23 protein-coding genes and 1 tRNA gene are annotated in these 23978 nt (G+C 71.7%); 18 read left to right on the top strand and 6 right to left on the bottom strand.

The window, feature by feature from the left end; all coding sequences use genetic code 11:
- Window positions 1–4: 4 nt before the first annotated feature.
- Window positions 5–355 (bottom strand): RidA family protein, encoded by a 351-nt coding sequence (locus tag ACSJD1_RS08915; RefSeq protein ID WP_438854953.1) that lies wholly within the window; start codon window positions 353–355, stop codon window positions 5–7.
- Window positions 356–492: 137 nt separating this feature from the next.
- Between ACSJD1_RS08915 and ACSJD1_RS08910 the strand changes: the two genes are divergently transcribed.
- Window positions 493–1626: a response regulator transcription factor gene (locus ACSJD1_RS08910; protein ID WP_438854952.1), complete on the top strand. Its 1134-nt coding sequence runs from the start codon at window positions 493–495 to the stop codon at window positions 1624–1626.
- 77 nt (window positions 1627–1703) lie between these two features.
- Here the strand turns inward: ACSJD1_RS08910 and ACSJD1_RS08905 are convergent, their stop codons facing one another.
- Both ACSJD1_RS08905 and ACSJD1_RS08900 read right to left on the bottom strand, forming a co-directional pair.
- Window positions 1704–2519, bottom strand: a complete 816-nt coding sequence (locus ACSJD1_RS08905) for a DedA family protein (protein WP_438855047.1) — start codon at window positions 2517–2519, stop codon at window positions 1704–1706.
- 167 nt (window positions 2520–2686) lie between these two features.
- Window positions 2687–2917 carry a DUF1653 domain-containing protein gene (locus ACSJD1_RS08900; protein WP_438854951.1) on the bottom strand — a complete coding sequence of 77 codons (231 nt, stop codon included), beginning with the start codon at window positions 2915–2917 and terminating at the stop codon, window positions 2687–2689.
- A 153-nt stretch (window positions 2918–3070) separates the two neighbouring features.
- Here ACSJD1_RS08900 and ACSJD1_RS08895 point away from each other — a divergent pair, with 153 nt between their 5' ends.
- A complete protein-coding gene (locus tag ACSJD1_RS08895) occupies window positions 3071–3865 on the top strand; it encodes a ZIP family metal transporter (protein WP_438854950.1) in 795 nt (264 codons plus the stop codon).
- Window positions 3866–3992: 127 nt separating this feature from the next.
- Here the strand turns inward: ACSJD1_RS08895 and ACSJD1_RS08890 are convergent.
- A tRNA-Leu gene (locus ACSJD1_RS08890) sits at window positions 3993–4074 on the bottom strand.
- Between the two features lie 103 nt (window positions 4075–4177).
- Here ACSJD1_RS08890 and zwf point away from each other — a divergent pair.
- Window positions 4178–5581 (top strand): glucose-6-phosphate dehydrogenase, encoded by a 1404-nt coding sequence (gene zwf, locus ACSJD1_RS08885; RefSeq protein ID WP_438854949.1) that lies wholly within the window; start codon window positions 4178–4180, stop codon window positions 5579–5581.
- A 45-nt stretch (window positions 5582–5626) separates the two neighbouring features.
- On the opposite strand, the gene ACSJD1_RS08880 is transcribed toward zwf, so the two are convergent.
- On the bottom strand, window positions 5627–6319 hold the full coding sequence (locus ACSJD1_RS08880; protein ID WP_438854948.1) for a hypothetical protein: 693 nt from the start codon (window positions 6317–6319) through the stop codon (window positions 5627–5629).
- 270 nt (window positions 6320–6589) lie between these two features.
- Here ACSJD1_RS08880 and ACSJD1_RS08875 point away from each other — a divergent pair, with 270 nt between their 5' ends.
- The 15 genes from ACSJD1_RS08875 (at window position 6590) to ACSJD1_RS08805 (ending at window position 22585) form a co-directional block, all read left to right on the top strand.
- On the top strand, window positions 6590–6904 hold the full coding sequence (locus tag ACSJD1_RS08875; protein WP_438854947.1) for a hypothetical protein: 315 nt from the start codon (window positions 6590–6592) through the stop codon (window positions 6902–6904).
- 106 nt (window positions 6905–7010) lie between these two features.
- Entirely contained in the window at window positions 7011–9260 is a 2250-nt protein-coding gene (locus ACSJD1_RS08870; RefSeq protein ID WP_438854946.1) for a PAS domain S-box protein, read from the top strand.
- Window positions 9261–9263: 3 nt separating this feature from the next.
- Complete coding sequence (locus ACSJD1_RS08865; RefSeq protein WP_438854945.1) at window positions 9264–10925, top strand: FAD-dependent oxidoreductase; 1662 nt, start codon at window positions 9264–9266, stop codon at window positions 10923–10925.
- A 157-nt stretch (window positions 10926–11082) separates the two neighbouring features.
- A complete protein-coding gene (locus ACSJD1_RS08860) occupies window positions 11083–12033 on the top strand; it encodes a hypothetical protein (protein ID WP_438854944.1) in 951 nt (316 codons plus the stop codon).
- Between the two features lie 80 nt (window positions 12034–12113).
- A complete protein-coding gene (locus tag ACSJD1_RS08855) occupies window positions 12114–12266 on the top strand; it encodes a hypothetical protein (protein ID WP_438854943.1) in 153 nt (50 codons plus the stop codon).
- Window positions 12267–12485: 219 nt separating this feature from the next.
- On the top strand, window positions 12486–14192 hold the full coding sequence (locus ACSJD1_RS08850; protein WP_438854942.1) for a cadherin-like domain-containing protein: 1707 nt from the start codon (window positions 12486–12488) through the stop codon (window positions 14190–14192).
- 109 nt (window positions 14193–14301) lie between these two features.
- Window positions 14302–15537 carry a CpaF family protein gene (locus tag ACSJD1_RS08845; RefSeq protein ID WP_438854941.1) on the top strand — a complete coding sequence of 412 codons (1236 nt, stop codon included), beginning with the start codon at window positions 14302–14304 and terminating at the stop codon, window positions 15535–15537.
- Complete coding sequence (locus ACSJD1_RS08840; RefSeq protein WP_438854940.1) at window positions 15534–16415, top strand: type II secretion system F family protein; 882 nt, start codon at window positions 15534–15536, stop codon at window positions 16413–16415. The genes ACSJD1_RS08845 and ACSJD1_RS08840 overlap by 4 nt, the downstream gene beginning before the upstream one ends.
- Window positions 16403–17350, top strand: a complete 948-nt coding sequence (locus ACSJD1_RS08835; protein WP_438854939.1) for a type II secretion system F family protein — start codon at window positions 16403–16405, stop codon at window positions 17348–17350. The genes ACSJD1_RS08840 and ACSJD1_RS08835 overlap by 13 nt, the downstream gene beginning before the upstream one ends.
- 39 nt (window positions 17351–17389) lie before the next feature.
- A complete protein-coding gene (locus tag ACSJD1_RS08830) occupies window positions 17390–17557 on the top strand; it encodes a hypothetical protein (RefSeq protein WP_438854938.1) in 168 nt (55 codons plus the stop codon).
- A gap of 53 nt (window positions 17558–17610) precedes the next feature.
- Entirely contained in the window at window positions 17611–17940 is a 330-nt protein-coding gene (locus ACSJD1_RS08825; RefSeq protein WP_438854937.1) for a TadE/TadG family type IV pilus assembly protein, read from the top strand.
- Complete coding sequence (locus ACSJD1_RS08820; protein ID WP_438854936.1) at window positions 17915–18430, top strand: TadE family protein; 516 nt, start codon at window positions 17915–17917, stop codon at window positions 18428–18430. Before ACSJD1_RS08825 ends, ACSJD1_RS08820 begins: the two co-directional genes overlap by 26 nt.
- On the top strand, window positions 18427–18876 hold the full coding sequence (locus ACSJD1_RS08815) for a pilus assembly protein TadG-related protein (protein WP_438854935.1): 450 nt from the start codon (window positions 18427–18429) through the stop codon (window positions 18874–18876). The genes ACSJD1_RS08820 and ACSJD1_RS08815 overlap by 4 nt, the downstream gene beginning before the upstream one ends.
- 139 nt (window positions 18877–19015) lie before the next feature.
- On the top strand, window positions 19016–21832 hold the full coding sequence (locus ACSJD1_RS08810) for a M14 family metallopeptidase (RefSeq protein ID WP_438854934.1): 2817 nt from the start codon (window positions 19016–19018) through the stop codon (window positions 21830–21832).
- A 48-nt stretch (window positions 21833–21880) separates the two neighbouring features.
- Window positions 21881–22585 carry a potassium channel family protein gene (locus tag ACSJD1_RS08805; RefSeq protein WP_438854933.1) on the top strand — a complete coding sequence of 235 codons (705 nt, stop codon included), beginning with the start codon at window positions 21881–21883 and terminating at the stop codon, window positions 22583–22585.
- 42 nt (window positions 22586–22627) lie between these two features.
- Here ACSJD1_RS08805 and ACSJD1_RS08800 read toward each other — a convergent pair whose 3' ends face one another.
- On the bottom strand, window positions 22628–23971 hold the full coding sequence (locus tag ACSJD1_RS08800; RefSeq protein ID WP_438854932.1) for an APC family permease: 1344 nt from the start codon (window positions 23969–23971) through the stop codon (window positions 22628–22630).
- Between the last annotated feature and the right edge of the window lie 7 nt (window positions 23972–23978).

The following is a 23978-nucleotide window of genomic DNA, read 5'->3' as shown; positions in this document are numbered from 1 at the left end:
CGGTTCACTGGGCGGGTGGGTTCGGTACTCGGGTCGGTGGGGTGACCGCCACGTCCGCCGCGAGGCGCACGAGCATCCCCGGAACGTCCTCGCGAGCGTCGGAGACCCAGGCGACGACCGGGGCGGCCCTGCCGGCGCCGAAGCGCTCGAGCACGAGCTCGACCAGCTCCGACGCGGACCCCGGCTCGGTCGCGTGGATGCGCACCTGCGTCACCGCTTCGAGGCCGAGGCCGCGCTCGACGAGCGCCGCCTCGAGCCGGACGAGCGAGAGGCACAGTTGCGCGGTCGCGTCGTCGGCGTGCATCAGCTCGCCGCGGTCGTCGACGGACCGGGTCTCGATGGTGGTGGTGGTCACGACGGACATCGTGCGCGGCCCGCCGCGCCCCGCGGTATCCCGATCGACCGGGGAATCGGCGATCCCACCGAGCGGGTCCGCGGGACTCCCAGCGATCTGGGATACCGGTCCGGCGGTCGTGGGCGCATACTGAACGCGTGATTCCCCAGCTGACCGGGGCCCGCGTGCGGGGCGACCTCGACGTGCTCGCGCGCGCCGGGCTCGATCTCGACGACTTCATCGGCGAGGCGACGGACTCGGTGCGCCGCGCGGTGCCGTGGGTCGGCGCGTGCGTCGGAACCCACGATCCGGCCACCATGATGCTGACGAGCGCCCGCAAGTACGGTGCGCTCGAGGCGCACAACGAGCACGACCGCCTCTTCGGGATCATCGAGTACGGCTCGGAGGAGCCCACCTCCTTCCGATCGCTCGCGCTCGGCGAGCACCGCGCGATCGGCATGCACGCCACCGCCGCCGACGTGATCGACCGGTCCGAGCGGATGACGCGGCTCATGATGCCCGTCTACGGCTTCGCCGACGAGGCCCGGCTGCTGTTCCGCGACGGCGCCGCCGTCTGGGGATGCCTCGCGATCTTCCGCGGCAGCGACGATCCGGCGTTCACCGCCGATGAGGTCGAGTTCCTGGGCTCGTTGTCCGAGTCGTTCGCACGCGGCGTCCGTTCGGGCATCCTCACGCGCCTCGCGCACGACACCGTGCCGCTCGGCGAGACCAGCGGACCCGCCGTCGTCATCGTCGATGCAGACGACGAGGTCGCGCAGATCAGCGTCGGCGCCGAGGAACGGCTCGAGCAACTGCGCGGCACCGCCCACGGAGGCGACCCGCTGAGCCTCGTCACCTCGCTCGTCGGCGCCGCTCGTCGCACGCTGGCGTCACCCGAGACGCCGCCCGCCCGCGCCCGCGTCCGGACCGCCTCCGGCATCTGGCTGCTGCTGCACGCCTCGCCGCTGCGCGGCGCCGCGGGCGCGACCGGCGACGTGGTCGTCACCATCGAGGAGGCCCGGCCGCCCGAGATCGTCTCGCTCGTCGTCGCCGCGTTCGGGCTCACGCCGCGTGAGCGCGAGGTCACCCGCCTCGTGCTGCAGGGCGTCGAGACGAAGGAGATCGCCTCGACGCTGCACGTGTCGGCCTACACCGTGCAGGACCACCTGAAGTCGGTGTTCGACAAGGCGGGCGTTCGCAGCCGACGGGAGCTCATCTCGAGGGTGTACTTCGACCAGTACGTGCCGCGCATGGGCGAGACCGTCGGCGCCACGGGGTGGTTCGCGGGCTGATCAGTCCAAAGCGGCCGGCCTCGTCCGACGACGGGGCCGGAGCGTGCGGCGCCGCGCCGCGGCATCCGCCCTCGGTGTCAGCGGCCCTCGTGCGGAGGACGGTCGTCGCCGTGCCCGTCGCCGTGGTGCGGGTGCTCGCCGTCGAGGTGCGGCGGGCGATCGAACACGTCGGGGTCGAGGACGAGCTCCTCGGCCTCCTCATGGTCGGTGATGACGTCTTCTCCGGCGGCCGCGGCCTTCTTCGCCTTGCGGCGCTCGCTGAAGTAGTGCCACGCGGTGACGAGCGCGGTGCCGCCGACCGCCACGAGGAGGATCAGGTCGATGTACTCGCGCACGAGGTACGCGACCGGCGGGATGAAGCTGACCGCGTATCCGAACATCGTGAGGCCGAAGCCCCAGAGCACCGCGCCGATGAAGTTGTACAGCGTGTAGCGGCCACGGTTCATGTGGCCGACGCCCGCGGCGACCGGCGCGAACGTGCGCACGATGGGCACGAAGCGGGCGAGGATGATCGTGAGCCCGCCGAACCGTTCGAAGAACGCGTTCGTGCGTTCGACGTTCTTGACGCTGAAGAGCCCGCTCTCCTTGCGTTCGAACACCTTCGGGCCGCCGCGATGGCCGATCTCGTAGCCGACCTCGCCGCCGACGAACGCCGAGAGCCCGATGAGCAGGGCGACGAGCCACACCGAGACGCCGAACACGCCGTTCGGCGGCACCAACTCGGGGTTCGAGAGCAGGCCCGAGATGACGAGCAGCGTGTCGCCCGGCAGCAGGAAGCCCACGAGCAGGCCGGTCTCGGCGAAGACGATGAAGCAGACCACGAGCAGCGCCCACGGCCCCGCGCCCTGGATGATCGTCTCCGGGTCGAGCCAGGGGATGAGCGCGGTGTGGATCACGGCGTGGTGCTCCTGTCGTCGGACGCGGCGGCGGCCGGCCTCGGTGGGCTGGGGTGTTCGAGCAGTCTAGCGAGCGGATGCCTCGCGGCGATCGGGGCAGCCCCCGAATCCGCCGTGAGGATGAGGTTCCCCACGGGCGGCCGCGCCGCGGCATCCGCTCGCCGTCAGTCGACGCGCCGAAAGCGGGGGACGAGCCGTCCGTCGACCTCGACCTGCTCGGCGAACATGCCGGCGGGCCGCACCCAGACGCCGAAGTCGCCGTAGAGCTGGCGGTAGACGACGACCCACTCCTCGGTCTCGCTGTGGCGGGCGAGCGTGAGCACCTCGTAGCGTGCGCCCTTGTAGTGCTCGTAGGTGCCCGGCGCGACGGCGGGCGGTTCGTGCGGATCGATCACCGGTCCAATCGTACGGATCCGAATCCGCGTCGTGCCGGCCGAGGCGTTCGGCCTCGACGCGACGCTGCGGGTCGGCACCCGTCGGACTACGCCTGAGCGCTCGCGCCCGTCAATCCCCTTCACCGGCCACGCCGACCGGCCGAGACTGGGCACGTGGTGACGGCACTCTGGTTCGGGCTCGTGGCGTCGAGCGCGCTCGTGATCGGCGCGATCGTCGGTGCGCGCGTCCGCCTGCCGAAGCGCGTCCTCGCGATCCTGCTGTCGTTCGCCGCCGGCGCGCTCATCACCGCGCTCGCGTTCGAGCTGTTCGAGGACGCGTACGAGCGGGGTGGGATCGTCCGAGCGGCGGTCGGCCTGCTCGCCGGCGCGGTCGTGTTCGCGGTCCTCAGCGCCCTGCTCGACCGCTGGGCGCAGCCGGGACGGCAGGCGCGACCCGCCGCGGAGGTCGAGGGCAGCGTCAAGCTCGACACGGATGCCGCGGCGTCCGATCGGCCGGCGTCAGCGGCGACCACCCGTGGGGCCGCAGGTCTCGCGCTGCTCGCCGCCGTGACCCTCGACGGCGTGCCCGAGAACCTCGCGCTCGGCGTCTCCCTCGGCGAAGCCGGGACCGGCGGCTTCGCCCTCCTGGCGGCGATCTTCGTCTCGAACCTGCCCGAGTCGCTCGTGGGGGCATCATCGATGCGGAGCCAGGGGCGGTCGACCCGGAGCATCGTGCTCCTGTGGAGCGCCTGCGCCGCGCTGCTCGTCCTCGCCGTCGTCATCGGGGCGGGACCGCTCGCCAACTCCGACCCCGAGACGATCTCGCTGCCGCTCGCGTTCGCCGCCGGCGCGGTGATCGCCTCGCTCGCCGACACCCTCATGCCCGAGGCGTACGAGCACGGCGGCCCGGCCGTGGCGCTCAGCACGGCCGCAGGCTTCGTGCTCTCGTTCGTGCTCTCGCTCGCCTGAGGCGACGGACAGGTCGCTCGCGCTCGTTCGAGGGAGCGGGGGCAGCGGGCGATGGCGAAACGCGCACGGCCACTCACGAGGTACGGTGAGTGAGCCGGGCCCGATCTCCGAGCCGATTCGAGCCGAGTGCGGAAGGAGGGACTCGAACCCTCACGCCCGAAGGCACAGGAACCTAAATCCTGCGTGTCTACCGGTTTCACCACTCCCGCGAGTGCCCGTTCAGTCTAGGCGGCGGCAGGACGCCGGCCCGGCACGGGTTCCGGCGCCATCCGACCCTTGTCGTCGTCGGCGCGCTCGGCCAGACTGCCGCCCATGGGGGCAACGGATGACACGACCACGCGTCGCGACGTCATGGTGATCTTCGGCATCACCGGCGACCTCGCACGAGTGAAGACCTTCCACTCGCTGTACCGACTCGAGGAGCGGGGGCTGCTCGACTGCCCGATCGTCGGCGTCGCGTTCGAGGACTGGACGAAGGACCGGCTCGCGCAGCGCGCTCGCGAGAGCATCACCGCGGAGGAGGGCGACCTCGACGAAGCCGTGTTCCGACGGCTCATGGACCGCATGTCGTACGCGCACGGCGATTTCGGGAAGCCCGAGACGTACGACGGCGTGAAGCAGGCGATGGGCGAGGCGCAGCATCCGCTCTTCTACCTCGAGGTGCCGCCGAACCTGTTCGCGACCGTCGTGAAGGGCGTGGCCGGCGCGGGGCTCGCGACGAACGCGCGATTCGTGATCGAGAAGCCGTTCGGGCACGACCTCGCCTCTGCGAAGGCGCTCGCCGCCGAGCTGCACTCGGTCGTCGACGAGTCGCAGCTGCTGCGCGTCGACCACTACCTCGGCAAGGTCGGGCTCGAGGAGATCCCGTTCCTGCGCTTCGCGAACACGCTCCTCGCGCCGACGTGGAACCGCGACCACATCGACCACGTCCAGATCTCGATGACCGAGGCGTTCGGCGTCGACGATCGCGGGCACTTCTACGACCCGGTCGGAGCGCTCCGCGACGTCGTCGTGAACCACCTGCTGCAGGTCGTCGTCGCGATCGCGATGGAGGCGCCCGAGCCCGGCGACCGCGCGTCGATCGGTCGCCGTCGCACCGAGCTGCTGCGCGAGATCGTGCCGGCCGATCCCGCTCGGTACGTCCGCGGCCAGTACGAGGGCTATCGCGACGTCGACGGCGTCGCCGCCGACTCGACGACCGAGACGTTCGCCGCGCTCGAGCTCCGGATCGACAATCCGCGCTGGTCGGGCGTGCCGTTCTTCATCCGCACCGGCAAGCGGCTCCACGAGACCGAGACCGAGGTGCGCGTCGTCTTCCGCGAGGCGCCGTCGCTCGGGTTCGGGCTGCGCGGCGAGCACCCGCCGTCGAACGAGCTGGTCGTCCGCCTCGGGCCGACCTTCGGGGTGCGGGTCGCGCTCGCGGCGCAGCGGGTGGACGCGGCGGCGCCGCAGCTCGCGGAGCTCGACGTGGGATTCGAGGCGAAGCCCGGCGAGGTGCCGACACCGTACGAGGTGCTCTTCGAGGCGGCGCTCGCCGGCGGCGGGATGCGGTTCGCCAGCCAGGACACGATCGACGCGGAATGGCGGGTCATCCAGCCGCTGCTCGACGCGCCGCCCGAGGTGCAGGCGTACGCCCCCGGCACATGGGGTCCGGCGGCGGCCGATTCGCTCGTCTCCGAGCGGGGCGGATGGCGCGAGCCCTGGATCGACGGCTGACCCGCGCCCCGGCGCGACCCGCGGTGGCCCCTCGGTCCGCCGAGCTCAGCTCGCCATGCCGTCGCGGTGGTCGGCGAACCGCTGGACGAGCTGCGCCTTCCGGCGGATCGCCTGCTCGTCGGTCGGCAGATCCCAGATGACGACGTGGTCGTCGGGGCCGACGGTCTCGACGCCCATCGAGGTCACGATCTCGATCTCGTCGTGCACCACGCCGAAGAGGTCGGCTCCCGTGCGCGCGCCCCAGCGCACGATCGTCCCGAGGGGTTCGCCGTCGGGACGAGCGAGCACGTGGCCGACGTGCTGCGGCCCGAGGCTCTTGGCCGAGAGCCGACGGAGCGGTCGCGGCTCGCCGCCCGTCGGGTTCGGCCAGCACGCCCGGCACGAGCGCACTCCCGAGAGGTCGCGGGCGGCCTGCCGCGTGATGAGCGTCGGCATCGGGATCCGGTAGGCCGGGTTCGACGCGAGGCGACGCCGATGCGGCTCGGTCCACTTCGACGTGCGGTCCAGGTGCGATTCGATCGTGGAGCACTCGAGCCGGTGCAGCATCTGCTCGCGCGAGGAGGCGCCGCGGGTCACGGCGAACTCGGCGCCCGAGGCGAAGCCGCGTCTGAGCTCGGCGTCCTCTTCCGCCACGATTCGGGCGACGAGGGCGTCGACCTTTTCGGGGCGGTAGTCCGCGCCGTCTTCGGTCGGGACGGCCCCGATCTCCGGGGTGGGTGCAGGTTCGGTTCCGGTCATTCGCGTTCGCTCCGTTCTCGGCGCCCCCCGCGGCCGTGTCTCGTGGCCGAATGTAGTCAGCCATTCCGTCCGTGAGGGCCGCGACGCGCTGGCGTGTCGGTGCGGTGGCACCCGAACGCGGGGCACTGCGGCGTCCCGCGGATGCGTCGGACCTGCGATCGGCCGCGGCATCCGCCGAGGCGCGAGCCGCGGCATCCGTACGCCCCGGGTGGGAATGCGGTTCACTGGGTGCATGGCGGATCGACGGCGTGCACCACGGGAGAGCGCGAGGTGAGCGGGGGGATCGGCGGCCGCTCGGGGTCGGGCCGAGGGATTCCCGACGACGCCGAGCCGACGCGCCGGCCGTCGCTCGCGGCGATCTTCGGCATCGCGCTCGCCGTGATCGCGTTCCTCCTGCCCTCCTGGTGGGCGCTGCCCGTCGCCGCGATCGCGATCGTGCTCGGCATCGTCGGACGCCGGCAGTTCCGCGCCGACCCGATCGCCGGGCCCGGGTGGCTCTCGATCACGGCGATCGTGCTCGGCGCATTCGTGCTCCTCGGCCAGGTCGCGATCCTCGTCGCCGCACTGCTCTCGACGTCGGCCTGAGGCCGGCCCGGCACCCATTCGGGGGACAGTCCCGCTCCCGGCCCCGTCGATAGGGTTGCGGGACACGACCAGCGACGACGAAGCGGACGACGGGGAGGAGGCCTCCGTGGCCCAGCTCGGCTCGATCCTCGTGATCTCCGACGACGCCGGTGCGATCGCCGACCTCAGCGGCATCCTCGAGGAGGACCGCTACACGGTGCTCACGGCGGAGGGCGATCCCGCGCACGCGCACGCCGCGGCCGCACGCGGACCCGACCTGATCGTGCTCGACGCCGGGCTCCATCACGCCGACCCGTTCGCCCTCGCGGCCGAGCTGCACGGCGCCGCCGACACCCACGACCTGCCGCTCATCTTCATGGCCGCCGACGCCGACGTCGAGACGCGCGTGCGCGGACTCGAGGCGGGCGACGACCTCATCGGCATCCCCTTCGACGCCCGCGAGGTGCTCGCCCGCATCGAGCGGCAGGTCACGGTGTCGAAGGTGCGGATGGCACTGCGCGAGTCCGAGGCGAAGTTCCGGTCCGTCATGGAGTCCGCGATCGACGCGATCATCTCCGCCGACGCCGAGGGCGTCATCCGCAGCTGGAACAGCGCGGCGACCGCGCTGTTCGGCCACAGCGAGGACGAGGCGATCGGACAGCGGCTCGAGCTCGTGATCCCCGAGCGCTTCCGCGACCTGCACCGCACGGGCATCCACCGCGTCAGCACGGGCGGCGAGACCCACGTCATCGGCTCGACCGTCGAGCTGGCCGCCATCCGCGCCGACGGGTCGGAGTTCCCGATCGAGCTGTCGCTCGCGACCTGGTTCCTCGACGAGGACCGCTACTACACGGGCATCATCCGAGACATCAGCGAGCGCAAGCAGGCCGAGCAGAAGTTCCGCTCGGTGACCGAGTCGGCCATCGACGCGATCATCTCGGCCGACCACACCGGACGGATCGTGTCGTGGAACTCGGCCGCGTCGCGCATCCTCGGCTACTCCGAGGAGGAGGCGGTGGGGCAGCAGCTCGAGCTCGTGATCCCGCCCGAATTCCAGGACCTGCACCGCGCCGGCATGAAGCGGTACACCGAGACCGGCGAGGCCCACGTCATCGGTACGACCGTCGAGCTGTCGGCGATCACGAAGTCAGGTGATCAGATCCCGATCGAGCTCTCGCTCTCGACGTGGACGGTGCACGACGACCGGTACTACACGGGCATCATCCGCGACATCGGCGAGCGGAAGGCCGCGGAGGAGGCGCTGCGCCAGAGCGAGCAGCAGCTGCGCGAGCGCACCGAGGAGCTGCGCGGCAAGAACTCCGTGCTCGAGGACACGCTCGCCCAGATCGGGCAGATGCAGGACCAGTTGATCCTGCAGGAGAAGATGGCCTCGCTCGGCAAGCTGAGCGCCGGCATGGCGCACGAGCTGAACAACCCGGCGTCCGCCGCGCAGCGCGGTGCCTCGCAGGCGATGGTCGTGTTCGCGAAGCTGCAGGAGGCGCAGCTCCAGCTCGGCCGGCTCGGCGTCTACGGGTCGAAGCTCGAGCAGCTCCGCGACCTCGACCGGCTCGCGGTCGAGCGGGCCGACCAGCCGATCGAGCTCGGCGCGCTCGAGCGCAGCGATCGCGAGGCCGAGGTCGAGGACTGGCTCGACGCGCACGAGGTCGACGACGGGGGCGAACTCGCCCCGGCCGTCGTCAGCCTCGGGATGTCGGTCGGCGACCTCGACGACCTCGCCACGACATTCGACGCCGACGAGGCGCCCGTCGTCGTCGAGTGGCTCGGCCTGAAGTTCCTGATCTACACGCTGCTCTCCGAGGTCGCCGTCGGCACGACGCGCATCGTCGACCTCGTGAAGGCCCTGAAGACCTACACGTACATGGACCAGACCCCCGTGCAGGACGTCGACGTGCGCCGCGGTCTCGACAACACGCTGATCATCCTGCACAACAAGCTGAAGGGCGGCGTGCACGTCGTCCGGGAGTACGACGCCGATCTGCCGACGATCCAGGCGTACGCGAGCGAGTTGAACCAGGTGTGGACCAACCTCATCGACAACGCCATCGACGCCATGCACGGCGCCGGCACGCTGACGGTCCGCGCGCGACGCGACGACGACGTGGTCGAGGTGCAGATCGAGGACGACGGCCCCGGCATTCCGCCCGAGAACCTCGGGGCGCTGTTCGACCCGTTCTTCACCACGAAACCGGTCGGCGAGGGCACGGGGCTCGGGCTGCCGATCTCGCGGAACATCGTGGTGAAGAAGCACCACGGCGACATGACGGTGGAGTCGGTGCCGGGGCGCACGCGCTTCACCGTGCGACTGCCGATCGACTCGACGCCCGGTGACGCCGTGCCCGACGTCGGAGAGGGCTGAGCCGTGGCCAAGCCGGTGATCATGACGGTCGACGACGAGCCGCAGGTGCTCAACGCGATCGCCCGCGACCTCCAGGCGCGCTACCGCGCGGACTACCGGGTCGTGAAGGCGTCGTCCGGTCAGGAGGGCCTCGACGCGGTGGGGGAGTACCTCAAGCGCGGCACGCCCGTGGCGCTGTTCATCGTCGACCAGCGGATGCCGGGCATGACCGGCACCGAGTTCCTCGAGCAGGCGCTGAGGCTCGTGCCCGACGCCAAGCGCGTGCTGCTCACCGCCTACGCCGACACGAACGCGGCGATCACCTCGATCAACGCGCTCGACCTCGACTACTACCTGTTGAAGCCGTGGGACCCGCCGGAGGAGCGGCTCTACCCCGTGATCGACGACCTGCTCGACGACTGGCGAGCCTCGGCGCCGCCCGTGTACGAGGGCATCCGCGTCGCGGGCACGCTGTGGTCGCCGACCACGCACGCGGTGAAGGACTTCCTGGCGCGCAGCCAGATTCCGTACCAGTGGCTCGACATCGAGAAGAACGAGGGTGCGCGCGAGCTCGTCGAGGCCTCCACGAGCGGGGCGCGCAAGCTGCCCGTGGTGTTCCTGCCCGACGGCACGACGCTGTTCTGCCCCGACCTGCACGAGCTGGCCGAGCGCATCGGCCTGCGGGCGCCCGCGCAGCAGCCGTTCTACGACCTCGTCGTCGTCGGTGCCGGCCCCGCCGGGCTCGCGGCCGCCGTCTACGGCGCCTCGGAGGGCCTGCGCACCGCGGTCGTCGAGCGCGAGGTTCCGGGCGGGCAGGCCGGCACGAGCTCGCGCATCGAGAACTACCTCGGCTTCCCGAACGGCATCAGCGGCGCCGACCTCGCCCGACGCGCGGTGACGCAGGCGAAGCGCCTCGGCGCCGAGATCCTGAGCCCGCAGGCGGTGACCGGCATCCGCCTGGAGGACTCGTACAAGATCGTCACGCTCGACGACGGCAGCGAGCTGCGCTGCCGTGCGCTCGTGCTCGCGACGGGCGTGTCGGCGCGCACGCTGGGCGTGCCCGGCGAGGAGCAGCTCCTCGGGGCATCCGTCTACTACGGCGCGGCCGCCTCCGAGGCGGTGGCGTACAGCGGATGCCGCGTGGCCGTCGTCGGCGGCGCGAACTCGGCCGGCCAGGGCGCGATGTTCCTGTCGCGGTACGCGGCCGAGGTCACGATCCTCGTGCGCGGCGACGGGCTCGAGTCGTCGATGTCGCGATACCTGATCGACCAGATCGCGTCGACGCCGAACATCACGGTGCGCCCGCACTCGCGGGTCGTCTCGTTGACCGGCGAGGACCGCCTCGAGTCGGTCACGGTCAGCGACATCGCGACCGGCGGGGAGCAGGACCTGCCCGCCGACGCCATGTTCGTCTTCATCGGCGCCGTGCCCGGCACCAACGTCGTGCGCGACCTCGTCGAGCTCGACGACCACGGCTTCGTGCTCACCGGCCAGGACCTCGTGCGCGACGGTCGCCGCCCACGGGGCTGGACGCCGCAGCGCGACCCGTTCCTCCAGGAGGCGAGCGTGCCCGGGATCTTCGCCGCCGGCGACGTGCGACACGATGTCATGCGACGCGTGGCGTCGGCCGTGGGGCAGGGCTCGGTCGCGGTCAGCCTCGTGCACAAGTACCTCGAGACGGTGTGAGGCGGGCGGGCGGGCGTGGCGCCCGCGCACACGCGGGTTCGGCTCGGCGCGCCGAGGTCGCAGGATGAGACGCCGCATGCGTCCGCTCGCGCGGAGACGACCCGCCTGATCCTGCGAACTCGGGTGCGCGCGCCCTCCGGCGCGCGATGATGGACGCATGGCGACCGACCCGGTGGCGGAGGCGGCCGATGCGCTCTACTCGCTCGTGCCCGAGGAGTTCACGGCGGCGCGCAACGCGCGTGCGGCCGACGCCCGGACCGGCGGCGACGTTGCCTCGGCCAAGGCCATCGGCGCGCTGCGCCGCCCGTCGCCCTCGGCGTGGATCGTGAACCGCCTCGCGCGCGACGAGCCCGACCGCGTCGGCGACCTCGTGGGCCTCGGCGGCGAACTCGCCGACGCGCAGGCCGCTTGCGACGGCCGCGCGCTCGGCGCGCTCGTCGCGGAACGGCGCGAGCTCATCGGCGACCTCGTGCGACTGGCGACCTCGACGGCGGGTGACGCGGACCGCCCGCCGTCGCGCGCCGTGCTCGACGAGGTCGAGCAGACCTTCGTCGCCGCGAGCGTGTCCGAGGAGGCGGGTGCCGCCGTCGCCAGCGGACGCCTCGTGCGGAGCCTCCGCGCGGTCGGTGTCGAGGTCGATCTCGCGGGTGCGGTCGGCGGCGGCGAGCCGGGCCCGCCGCGCCGGCTCGGCAAGCGCCCGTCCGAGCGGCCCGACGCGCGGAACGAGCGGCGCGCGGGGCGGGCGGATGCGTCCTCCCGCGGCGCTTCGCGTGCGCCCGACGTCGACCGGGCCGCCGAGGCGGCTCGCCGGGAACGCGAGCGGCTCGACGAGGAACTGCGGCAGGCGCGCGAGCGCGCCGAGGACGACGAGCAGACGGTCGCCGAGGCATCCGCTCGCCTCGAGACCGCGGTGCGCCGGTTCGACGACCTGGAGACCGAGCGCGACGAGCTCGAACGACGCCTGTCGGAGGTGCGCGACGAGCTCCGCCCCGCCGAGCGGGAGGTGCGCATCGCGACGCGCGCCAGGGAATCGGCGGCCGCCGAGGCGGCGAGGTCGGCACGCGCTCGTGACGAGGCGCGGGCCGCGCTCGACGAGCTCGACGGGTGACCGACCACGCAGGTGCGGCACCGGGCCCGGAGGAGTATCTTGTCGGTCGGTTCCCCCAGACCCGGAGACGGGAGCGGACCATGGCTGAGAAGAACTGGGAGTGCCGGATCGGCATCCACAAGTGGGTGCTGCAGCACGAGCCGGAGAGCGGAACGGCGTACTACTCGTGCGGCCGATGCGGGAAGGAGCGCTCGCCCGACGGGCCGAGGGTGCCGCCGATCGCCGGCATGTGACTGCTGGAGTGCTCGGGCCGTGCCCCGCGGACTGGGGGCCGCCGCGCGGGTCCGGATCGGCTAGCTTCGAGGTGCCGCGGGCCGTGGCCGGATGCCGTAGGAGGCACCATGCGATCCCACCTGCCCGCCACCCGAACGACGACCGCCCCCGGTCGCTCCGACGCCCGATCCGGTGCCTCACCCGGTCGTCCGCCCACCCCACCGCGACGCCGACGAGGGATGGCGGCCGCGGCCGCGGCGGTCGCGCTCGTCGTGTTCGGCGGGATGATCGGCGCCGCGCCCGCATCGGCGGCTCCGGGGTCCTCGAAGCCGGTGGTGGAGTTCGCGGAGCCGGTCGTCGCGACCGGATCCGCCACCGTCGGGTACACGATCAACCGCGCACCGAAGGCGATCGTGTCGATGTCGTGCGCACTCACCGCGCCCGACGGCTCGATCGGCCCGGTGGGGTGCGGGTCGCAGGTCGGCGCCGCGGCGAAGTCGACGGACTTCGAGGCGACGCTCGCCGACCTCGCTCGGGGGGAGTGGACATTCTCCGTCGAGCTCCGGCTCAGCGACCGCGGTTCGGCCTCCGGCTTGGTGGCGGTCGTCCTCGTCAACGAACCGCCCGTCGCGGTCGGCGAGGGGTACGCGACGGACGAGGATGTCGTGCTGACGGTCGCCCCGTCGGGCGTCCTCGCCAACGACACCGATGCCGACGGCGACGTGCTCATCGCAGAACTCGGCGTCGCGCCGACGCACGGCACGCTCGCACTGAACGCGGACGGGTCCTTCCAGTACGTCCCGGACGAGAACTTCTCGGGCGGTGATTCGTTCGAGTACCTCGTCGACGACGGGAACGGGGCGCTCACGCCCGCGACCGCCACGATCTCGGTCGCATCGGTGAACGACGCCCCCGTGGCGACCCTCGATGAGTACTCGGTCGACGAGGATGCGATCCTCGTGGTCGCGGAGCCGGGGTTCCTCGGCAACGACGTCGACGTCGACGGCGATGCGCTCTCGGCGACGGGCGTGGAGGGCACCGGAACCGGTGAGCCGGGGGACGAGGTGCTCGAGTTCACGGCCGGCGGTGGCCTGACCTACACGCCGCCGCAGGACTTCAACGGCACGAGGACGCTTCCCTACGTGGTCTCCGACGGGCTGGCCGATGCGATCGGCTCGATCGTGGTCACGGTCGTGCCGGTCAACGACGCCCCGGTCGCGGGCGACGACGCGGTCCAGGCGGTCGCCGGCGACCCGGTCGTCATCCCGGTCGCCGACCTGCTCGCGAACGACTCCGACGTCGACAGTGCGGACCTCGCCATCACCGCGGTGTCCGATGCGACGTCGGGCAGCGCCGTGTTGAACGGCGAATCGATCGAGTTCGCGCCGGATGAGGCGGCGGAATCCGCCGGATTCGTCTACACGCTCTCCGACGGCGAGCTCACCGCCGTGGGCCAGGTGACGATCACGTTCACGCCGCCGCCGCCCACGGTGCAGGAAGCCTGCGCAGGGGCTGGAGGAGCGTACTTCGCGACGTTCACCTCGCTCGGCTGCCGGTGGATCGAGTACCAGGGCAGCGAGTTCACCCTGAGGTCGGCGCTCGCGCCGGCGTGCCCGGCCGAGACGGCGGTCTGGGACGTCGTGACGATCCCGAACCCATTCCGTGGCGGTGACGACCTGAACGTCACGGTCCTCTGCGCCCGACCGGCGACGGTCGCCATGGGCACGGTCTGCGACGGACTGCCCGGCGTCGAGTTCGCGTTCGCCTCCAGCCAGGCCACGTGCGGTGACTTCTTCTCGGAGCCGTCGCCGACCGTGAAGTCCGGCCTCGACGAGCATTGCGAAGCCCTCGGCGGCGTCTCGGCCGTCATCGACCTGCAGAACGGCCCCATCATCGGTCCGCCCCTGCCGGGGCCGTACCGGTACGTGTGCTCGCCGGCGACCTGAGTCGCGGATGCCGCGGCGCCCGTTCCCGCTGAGGCGGTGAGCGGGCGCCGCGAGCGTCGGTGTGGATAACCGCGCGGGCCATCCGCCCGGCTTCTCCATGATGGGAGCCATGTCGGACCCCGTGCGCACCATCGCCGAGCGGGTGCGCGGTCGGGTGCTCCGCGAGGGCGTCGACCTCGCACGCGACGACGCGGCTGCCGCGCGTTTCGCGGCCGAGGAGGTGCGCCGGTACTCCGAGCGAGCACTCGCCGGGGCGCACGCACCGCTCGTCGACGAGCAGGGCGCTGCGCGCGAGGTCGTGGCATCCCTCACCGGCTACGGGCCGCTGCAGCCGTTCTTCGACGACCCGACGGTGGAGGAGATCTGGATCAACTCGCCCACTCGCGTGTTCGTCGCGCGCCGTGGCGTGGCCGAACTCACCACGGTCGTGCTCGCCGATCGCGAGGTGCGCGACCTGGTCGAGCGGATGCTGCAGCACTCGGGCCGCAGGGTCGACCTGAGTTCACCGTTCGTCGACGCGTCGCTGCCCGACGGCTCCCGCCTGCACGTCGCGATCCCCGACGTCACGCGCGCACACTGGGCCGTGAACATCCGGAAGTTCCAGCAGCGCATCCGGTCGCTGCCGCAGCTCGTCGAACTCGGCTCGATCACCCGCCAGGCCGCGGAGTTCCTGCGTATGGGCGTGCTCGCCGGTGCCAACGTGCTCGTCTCGGGTGCGACGCACACCGGCAAGACCACCATGCTCAACGCGCTGCTCGCGGCGACGCGCACGGGGGAGCGGGTCGTCACCGTCGAGGAGACGTTCGAACTCGACCTCGACGTCCGCGACCTGGTGGCGATGCAGTGCCGCCAGCCGAACCTCGAAGGCTCGGGCGAGATCACGTTGCGGAGGCTCGTGAAGGAGGCGCTGCGGATGCGGCCCGATCGACTCGTCGTCGGCGAGGTTCGCGAGGCGGAGAGCCTGGACCTGCTGATCGCGCTGAATTCGGGCCTGCCCGGCATGTGCACGATCCACGCGAACTCGGCCCAGGATGCGCTCGCGAAGCTCTGCACGCTCCCGCTCCTCGCGGGCCGGAACATCGACTCTGGCTTCGTCGTGCCGACCGTGGCCTCCTGCATCGACCTCGTCGTGCACCTCGCCATCGACCGCGACGGACGCCGCCGCGTCGCCGAGATCGCCGCGACCACGGGGAAGGCGGTCGGAGCAGGTGTCGAGGCCGAGGCGATCTTCCGGTACGACCGATCGACGGGCGTTCTCGCGCGCACCGGCGCCTACCCGAGCAGGTCCGAGAAGTTCGAGGCGGCCGGGCTGGATCCCGCGATCGTCCTGGGCGCAGCGGCGTGAGCCTCGTCCTCGGCACGACGCTCGGCGTCGGGCTCCTGCTGGCGCTGTCGCCGTGGCTGTGGCCCGCGAGCGCTCGTACGGGTGGCGGAACGAGCGCACGCGGCGGGCGGCGCGGACCGATCGAGGCCGTTCGCGACGAGTTCGCACTCGCAGGCCTCCACGCGGTGCCGATCGTCGTGGTCGTCGCGCTGTGCATCGTGCTGGCGGCGATCGCGTCGGCGGTCGCGCAGGCCGTGTTCGGGGTCCCGCTGCTCGCGCTGATCGCCGGGCTCCTCGCGGCGGTCGTGACTCCCGTCGTCATCAGGGCACGCGCGAATCGGCGCCGGGCGACGAATCGCGCGATCTGGCCCGACGTCGTCGACCACCTCGTCTCGAGCGTGCGCGCCGGCATCAACCTGCCCGATGCGATCGCCGCCCTCGGTGACCTCGGTCCGGCCGCGACGCGAAGCGCATTCGCAGGGTTCGACGACGAGTTCCGCCGCACAGGCGACTTCGGCGCGGCTGTCGACATGCTGAAGACCCGGCTGGCCGACCCGGTCGCCGATCGCATCCTCGAGACCCTCCGCATGGCGCGCGAGGTCGGCGGCACCGACCTCACCGCGGTGCTGCGAGGGCTCGCGAGCCACCTCCGAGAGGATGCCGCGCTCCGGGCCGAAGTGCTCGCGCGCCAGGGCTGGATCCGCAACGCGGCTCGACTCGGTGTCGCTGCGCCATGGCTCCTGCTCTGCGTGCTCGCGACTCGCCCCGAGACGCTGGTCGCGTTCGACTCCGCTGCGGGCACCGCGCTCATCCTCTGCGGCGTCGCCGTCACGATCGTCGCCTATCGGGTCATGCTCGGGCTCGGCCGCCTCCCGGAGGAGCAGCGATGGTTCAGCTGAGTACGACTCCGTTGGTCGCCGTCGCGCTCGGCGCGGTCCTCGGCCTCGGGCTCTGGCTGGTCGCGGCATCGGTTCCACGCATCGGCCGCGCACGCCTCGTCGAACGCGTGGCGCCGTACATCACCGACTTCTCCGCCGAGGCGCGCGCCATGCGAGCCCGGCCGGCATCCGATCCGAGCTCGGTCATCGGGATGCTCGTCCTGCCCGCGTCCCGGCGGGCCCGTGGCATCCTGTCATCGATCCTCGGGGGCAATGACGCCATCGCGCGGCGGCTCAGGCAGGCCGGGGTGGATGCCACGGTCGAGCGCTTCCGCGGACGTCAACTCGCCTGGGCGGCCGTCGGCTTCGCCCTCGCCGCCGTGTTCGCGCTGTTCGCGCCCGCGCTGGAGTCGGCGCCGGACGTGCTGCGCTGGGCGGTGCCGCCGTTCGGGGCCGCGGTCGCTGCGGTCGCCGCCGACTGGATGCTGCAACGCGCCGCGCGACAGCGGCTCGCGCGCATCACGAGCGAACTCCCGACGGTGCTCGAGTTCCTCACGTTGAGCCTCACGGCAGGCGAGGGCCTGCTGGACGCGCTCCGTCGGATCGCGCGGACGGGGTCCGGTGAACTGGCTCGGGAGTTCTCGGGCGTCGTCGCGGCGGTCGGCACGGGAGTGCCGCTCGGCATCGCCCTCGCCGACGTCCGCGACGGTCTCGAGCATCCGGCGCTCTCACGCGCGATCGACCAGGTACTCGGCGCACTCGATCGCGGCACGCCGCTCGCCGAGGTGCTGCGTGCGCAGGCCGGAGACGCGCGCGCGGAGGCCAAGCGCACGATCATCGAGCTCGCCGGGCGCAAGGAGATCGCGATGCTCGTGCCGCTCATCTTCCTCATCCTGCCGGTCACCATCGCCTTCGCGCTGTTCCCCGGCTACCTCGTTCTCCAGGCGGGCTTCTGATGCACCGCCGAACCTCGTCCCCCGACGGAAGGACTCCTCATGCCCCGATGGATCGCCCGACGACTCGCCGAGGAACGTGGCGACGTGCCCGGATGGGTGCTCATCACCCTCATGACGGCGGGACTCGTCATCGTGATCTGGGGCCTCGCCGGCCCGGCCCTCGCAGGCGTCTTCGACCAGGCGATCGATCGCGTCGTCGGCTTCTGAACCGGCTCGGCGATGATCGAGGGTCCGCGGTCGCAGAGTTCTCGCTGGTCGGCGTGCTGCTCACGGCGCTGCTGCTCGCGGTCGCGCAACTCGCCCTGGCGCTGCACGTGCGCAACACGGTGCTCGACGCGGCGGCCGAGGGCGCGCGATACGCCGCGCTCGCCGGATCCTCGCCCGCGGCGGGTGTCGAGCGAACTCGGCAGCTCATCGATGCGGCCATCGCCGCCGAGTTCGCCGGGGAGGTCTCGACCACCACGACCGATGTCGGAGGCGTCCCCGCGATCGCCGTCACGGTCCGAATCTCGCTCCCCGTCATCGGCCTGCTCGGACCCGAACGCGCCATGGAGGTGACCGGCCATGCCGCGATCGAGATGCTCGACTGACGGCCGGCGTCGCGGGTTCGCGGAGCATCGACGGTACCGGTTCGACGGCGCGCGCCGAAGTCCGCTCACCCACGAGTCCGGCTCGGCCTCGCTCGAGTTCCTCACGGTCGCAATGATCCTGCTGGTTCCGCTCGTCTACCTCGTGCTGGCGATGTCATCGATCCAGGCGGCGGCCCTCGGCGTCGAAGGCGCGGCGCGACAGGCGGCCCGCGTCGCGGTGCTGCGAGCGGATGCCGGCGGGCCCGCGGCATCCGTCGAGCGCGCCGTGCGCGTGGTGCTCGCCGACTACGGGATCGACGTGGATGCGGCATCCGTCGCCGTCGACTGCAGCGGTCCGTGCGGCACGGCGGGCACGCGGGTGACCGTCGTCGTGGGAGCCTCGGTGGCGTTGCCCATGGTGCCGCAGGTGCTCGCGTCGAGCGGGATCGGGACGGTGCGGCTCGAGTCGCAGGCGATGCAGACGGTCTCGCGGTTCGCGGGTGCACCGTGAACGGCCGGGTCGCGAAGGACCTGCGCGATGAGGATTCGGGCTCCACGCTGCTGCTGGCCATCTTCTATGGCGTGCTGGCACTCGCCCTGATCCTGGTCGTGACCTCGGCGACGTCGCTGTACCTCGAACGCAAGCGGCTCTTCACCTTGGCCGACGGCGCCGCCCTCGCGGCCGCCGAGGCGTGGCGGCTCGACGAGGTCCGGATCGAGGGTGACGCGCTCGTGTTCGGCCTCGATGAGGCATCCGTCGCCGACGCGGCTGCCGACTACCTCGCCGGTTCCGAGCACTCGTTGCGTGGGCTCGAGCTCGTGCGAGCCGACTCGGGCGACGGCCGCAGCGCGAGCGTGACGCTCCGTGCCGTGTGGCACGCGCCGATCTCGACGGATCTCATACCGTTCACCGTGCCCATCGAGGTCACAGCCGACGCCAGGTCGGTGTTCCACTGATCGGCGTGGCCGACCGTATCGTCGTGGCACCGGTTCTGGGGGTTGAGGGATCCTCGTGAACTCGGAATCGTGTGCCGCGGGTGCGTCGCGCGTCGTCCACCGGCGGGCGTCCCGATCACGCACCGGGTTGGATCTTGTGATGTCCGGATCGTGGAACCGCCGCTTCACCGTCCTCGGAGTCACCGCAGCACTCGTGCTCGGCGCTTCGCTCACCGCGGCGGGCGCCAATGCCGAGCCGGTTGCCGGCGGACCTGACGACCCGGATGCCGTCTCGATCGTCACCCTGACCATGGCGGACGGCGACCTTCTCGGCGCCGTCGTGAGCGGGGGCTACGACCTCGACCACGACGTCGCGCGCACCGCCGACGGGTTCGCCGTGACCGGCATCGTCACCAACGCGCAGATCGCGGAACTCGAGGCGATGGGCGTCGGCGTCCAAGTCGTGGCCGACGAGGCGCAGATCGAGGCGACGCGCGCGGCGCGGATGGCCGAGCGAGACGCGGCGATCGACGCTGCCGCTGAGACCGAGGCCGAGGCGGACCTGCTCACGACGGACGAGGTCGTCATCGCCCGCGCCGACTACTTCACGTCGACGGATGACACGGAGTTCCTGTCGGTCGAGGCGAAGAGCAGCGACGCCGACGCCGCCGACCTGACCGTCGAGTGGGATGCCGGACCGGGCACCGCGATCGGCGACGGCGGTAGCGCCACGATGGAGGCCTTCGTCGACGCGGGGGAGTACCTGTACCACCGTGTGCAGGTCGAGCTCAGCAACCGTGCGGCGCTCGTGATCGCGGGCGGCTCGGCGGCCGGCAGCTACACTGCGATCGGGTCCGCGTTCGGCACTCCGCTCGACGTGACCGGCGTGGCGGGTGCCGTCGAGCTCGCGCAGAGCGCGGGCGGATCGACCCTCGCGTGCGATCCGCTGATCGGATTCCCGGCGGGGAGCATCGCGCTGGTCGATCGCGGCGCCTGCGCCTTCGTCGTGAAGGTCGCCAACGCGCAGGCCGCCGGCGCTTCGGCGGTCGTCGTCGCGAACAACAATGCCGGCGCCCCGTTCGCGATGACGGGCAGCGACCCGTCGATCACCATCCCGTCGGCGATGATCTCGCAGGACGACGGCACGATCATCCGCAGCGGCCTTCCGGCCGTCGGCATCATCGGGCTCCTTCCGTCGATGCCGCCGCCCGCCACGGTGCGCGTGACGAGCTCCGGCGGCGGGTCGGCCGAGGCCGACGTGACCGAGTGGCTCGCCGATACGGAGCCCGGCAGCGCGCCGGGCCACGCCCCGGGCGCCGGGTACGAGTCGGGCTTCCTCGACCACTACCCGGACGCGCACGAGCTCATGGACATCATCGAGCAGATGCACGCCGAGTTCCCCGCGCTGACCGAGATCATCGACCTGCCGTACGAGACGAACGGATATCGCCGTGCCGCGATGCACCTCTCGGGCGGGGCGAACTCGCAACGCGTCGTGCTGACCTCGCTCGCATGGGGCCACGAGGGAGGCAACGACCTCACCATCGAGTACGCGGCGACCGGGCCGAACGCGACGCTCGACGTGGCAGTGAGCGGCAACGACATCCGGGTGCGGTTGGCGACGGATGCGACGGGCACGGCAACCTCGACCGCGGCCCAGGTGGCCGCTGCGATCAACGCCGACGCCGACGCCTCGCTGCTCGTGCAGGCGAGCACCTACCGCGGAAATGCCGGCGGCGGCGCCGTGGTCGCGGCCGGGGCGGAGCCCCTCGACGACCAGCTGAACGCGCCCGAGAGCATCCCGCGCGAGCCGTTCCAGGTGAAGGCGCTGCGCATCGGCAAGCACCGCGACGGATCGAAGACCGGCGTGCTCACCTACTCGCAGGAGCACGCGCGGGAGTGGCAGACGCCGCTCGTCAACATCGAGACCGCGTACCGGATGCTGCACAATTACCAGACCGACGCCGACACACGCCGACTGGTCGACAACCTCGACATCTTCATCGTGCCGACGGTGAACCCGGACGGGGCGCTGTACAGCTTCTACGACTCCGCGTTCCAGCGGAAGAACATGACCAACTACTGCGGCCCCGGTGAGCCGAACGACGTCAACGCGCGCAACAACTGGGGCGTCGACGACAACCGGAACCAGGCCTACGGGTCGATCTTCGACGGCTACGAGGGCGCCTCCGACGACTGCACCTCGGCGGTCTACGCCGGTCCGTCAGAGCAGTCCGAGCCGGAGTCCCGAAACCTCGACTGGATCGCGAGCACCTACCCGAACATCGACTTCGCGATGAACATCCACAGCTCGGGCAACTACTTCATGTGGTCCCCGGGCGCGTACTCGATGCCGGGCCGGATCACCCTGCCGCGACCGAGCCTCGGGACCGAGCAGTACTTCTATGAGTCCTCGGAGCGCATCCTCTCGGCGATCAAGGAGTGGCGCGGCCTCAGCGTGACGCCCGCACGGACCGGTCCCATCGCGGACGTGCTCTATTCGGCCGCCGGCAACTCGGGCGACCAGCTCTGGTACGTGCACGACATCTACGCGTGGAACTTCGAGGTCGGCACCTCCTTCCAGCCCGAGTGGAGCGAGGCGTACGACGAGATGATGGAGTTCTCCAACGGCGTCGTCGAGCTCTACCAGGTCGCGAAGGACTGGTCCGACGACCGCGCGAAGCCGCGGTCGTGGTTGGTACAGCCCGGCACGAGCCCGTACTCGGGCCCCGTCGCGGTCGAGTTCGACGCCAGCGAGCCCGTCACCATCCACTACACGCTCGACGGCTCGAACCCGACCTACTCGTCGCCCGAGTACCGATCGGCGGGAATCCGCGAGGGCGGCGAGGCGATCCTCATCGACGCCACCACCACCGTGAAGTGGTTCTCCGTCGACGAATCCGGCAACGTCGAGCGCAACTACAAGCCCGGCAAGAAGGGTGCGAACCAGGAGCGGATCGTCATCGCCACGGGGTAGGCCGCTTCGCGTGACCGAACCGTGACTTCCGCTTCCTACGGTGGACGGATGTCCCAGCAGTCCTGGCAGAAGCTCGTCGAATGGCCCCTCCTCGTCGCCGCACTCCTGTTCCTCGCGGCGTATTCGTGGGAGGTGATCGCCCAACTCGACGGACCGGACGCGCTGCTCGCCGAGTCGATCATCTGGGGCACCTGGGCGCTCTTCGCACTCGACTACGTCGTGAACCTCGCGCTCGCCGAGGACCGGCGCCGGTGGTTCCTGCGGCACCTGCTCGACCTCGCCGTGGTGATGCTGCCCGTGCTGCGTCCGCTCCGGCTGCTCCGGGTGGTGACGATCCTCACCGTGCTCGGCCGCACGGCCGGCGCGATGCTGCGCGGCAAGGTGATCCTGTACGCCGCAGCGGCGTCAGTGCTGCTCGTCTACGTGGCGGCGCTCGCCGTACTCGACGCGGAGCGGGGCAACGGCGGGTCGATCGAGGGGTTCGGCGAGGGGCTGTGGTGGGCGTTCGTCACGATCACCACCGTCGGCTACGGAGACTTCTTCCCCGTCACGCCGACCGGGCAGCTCGTCGCCGTCGGCGTCATGATCGGCGGCATCGCGCTGATCGGCGTGGTGACCGGCACGCTCGCGTCGTGGATCGTCGAGCGCGTGAGCGAGACCAACGAGGCCGAGCAGGTCGCCACCAAGGCCCACATCGACCAGCTCACCGCCGAGATCCGCGAGCTGCGCGAGGAGATCCGCCAACGCGCCTGAGTCGCCGAGGCGGTCCGCTCGTGAAGCGCGGCTCAGCGCGGGTCAGTGCCGCTCCTCGCCTCGGGCGTCCGAAGCGGATCGCCGCGCACGGAGTCGCAGGAACCCCCAGCGGAGCGCCGCGATCACCAGCACGCAGACGACCATGAGCAGCACCGTCGACGGGCTCGAGGCGAGCTGCTGCACGACGAGCGTCGCGAGGGCGGCGAAGCATGCCAGCGCGCCGACGCCGCTGACGGTCCGGGTGAGCGCGCCGCGCAGCACCACGAAGGCAAGCGCGTTCGTGACCCCGAAGACCATCAGGAACATCGCCGACCCGAAGGCCAGCAGCGACCCGATGTCGGGCAGCATGGCGAAGGCGGCGCCGAAGACCGCGAGCAGCACCAGCGCCGACACGGGCAGGCCGTTCCGGGATCGCGCGAAGACGGAGGGAAGTTCGCCCGCCGCGGCGACCTCGTGCATCTGCCGTGCCGTCGAGAAGAGCGTCGCGTTGATCGCCGAGCTCGAGGCGAGCAGCGCCCCGAGCGTCGCGATCCAGTAGCCGGCCGTGCCCAGCGCGGCCTGGCCGGCGGTCGCGAACGCGACCTCGCGCTGCGCCACGATCTGGTCGTCGCTCACGAGCATCTGGGTGCCGATCGTCACGACGACGTAGATCACGGCGACGAGTCCGACCGAGAGGTACAGGGCCCGGGGGAGCGTGCGCCGCGGGCGCTCGATGTCGTCGTAGTCGTACGAGAGGAGCTCGAAGCCCTCGTAGGCGACGAAGATCGAGCTCGCCGCGACGAACACGCCTGCGGCGGTGACGTCGGCCGCCGGGGCGAGGCGTTCGGGTGAGAAATGCGCGAGCCCGACGCCGGCGATCAGGGCGAGCACGAGCAGCTTGACCGCGACGACCAGGTCCTCGGACCAGGCCGACGCTCCGACGCCGCGCAGGTTGATGAGCAGGAAGACCGCGAGCACCAGCACCGAGCCGGCGTCGGCGGCGAGCTCGGGCAGCCCGAGCACGTTCGCGGCGTAGTGCCCGAAGGTGAAGCCGTACACCGCGAGCGCGATGACGTAGCCGAACATGAGCAGCCACGACAGCATCGCGCCGAGCCCGCGGTGACCGGCATCGTCGAGGAACACGAACAGCCCGCCCGAACGCCCCGCCCGCATCGAGAGCGCGCCGAAGGAGTGCGCCGTCATCAGGGCGATCAGCCCGCCGATGGCGAAGGCCACGAACGCCAGGTGCCCGGCGAGCCCGACCGTGACGCCGAGCACGCTGAAGATGCCGCCGCCGATCATGCCGCCGACCGCCATCGCCGTCGCGTCGCGGAGGTTCAGCCTGCGCTCGCCGCGGCGGGTCGCGGCCGCCCTGGGGTGGAAGGCGAACGTGCGCGGAAGAGTCACCCGGACC

The sequence above is a fragment of the Agromyces excoecariae genome (assembly GCF_051715505.1).
Classification (GTDB): Bacteria; Actinomycetota; Actinomycetes; order Actinomycetales; family Microbacteriaceae; genus Agromyces.
This window is presented reverse-complemented; position numbering and strand designations above follow the sequence as displayed.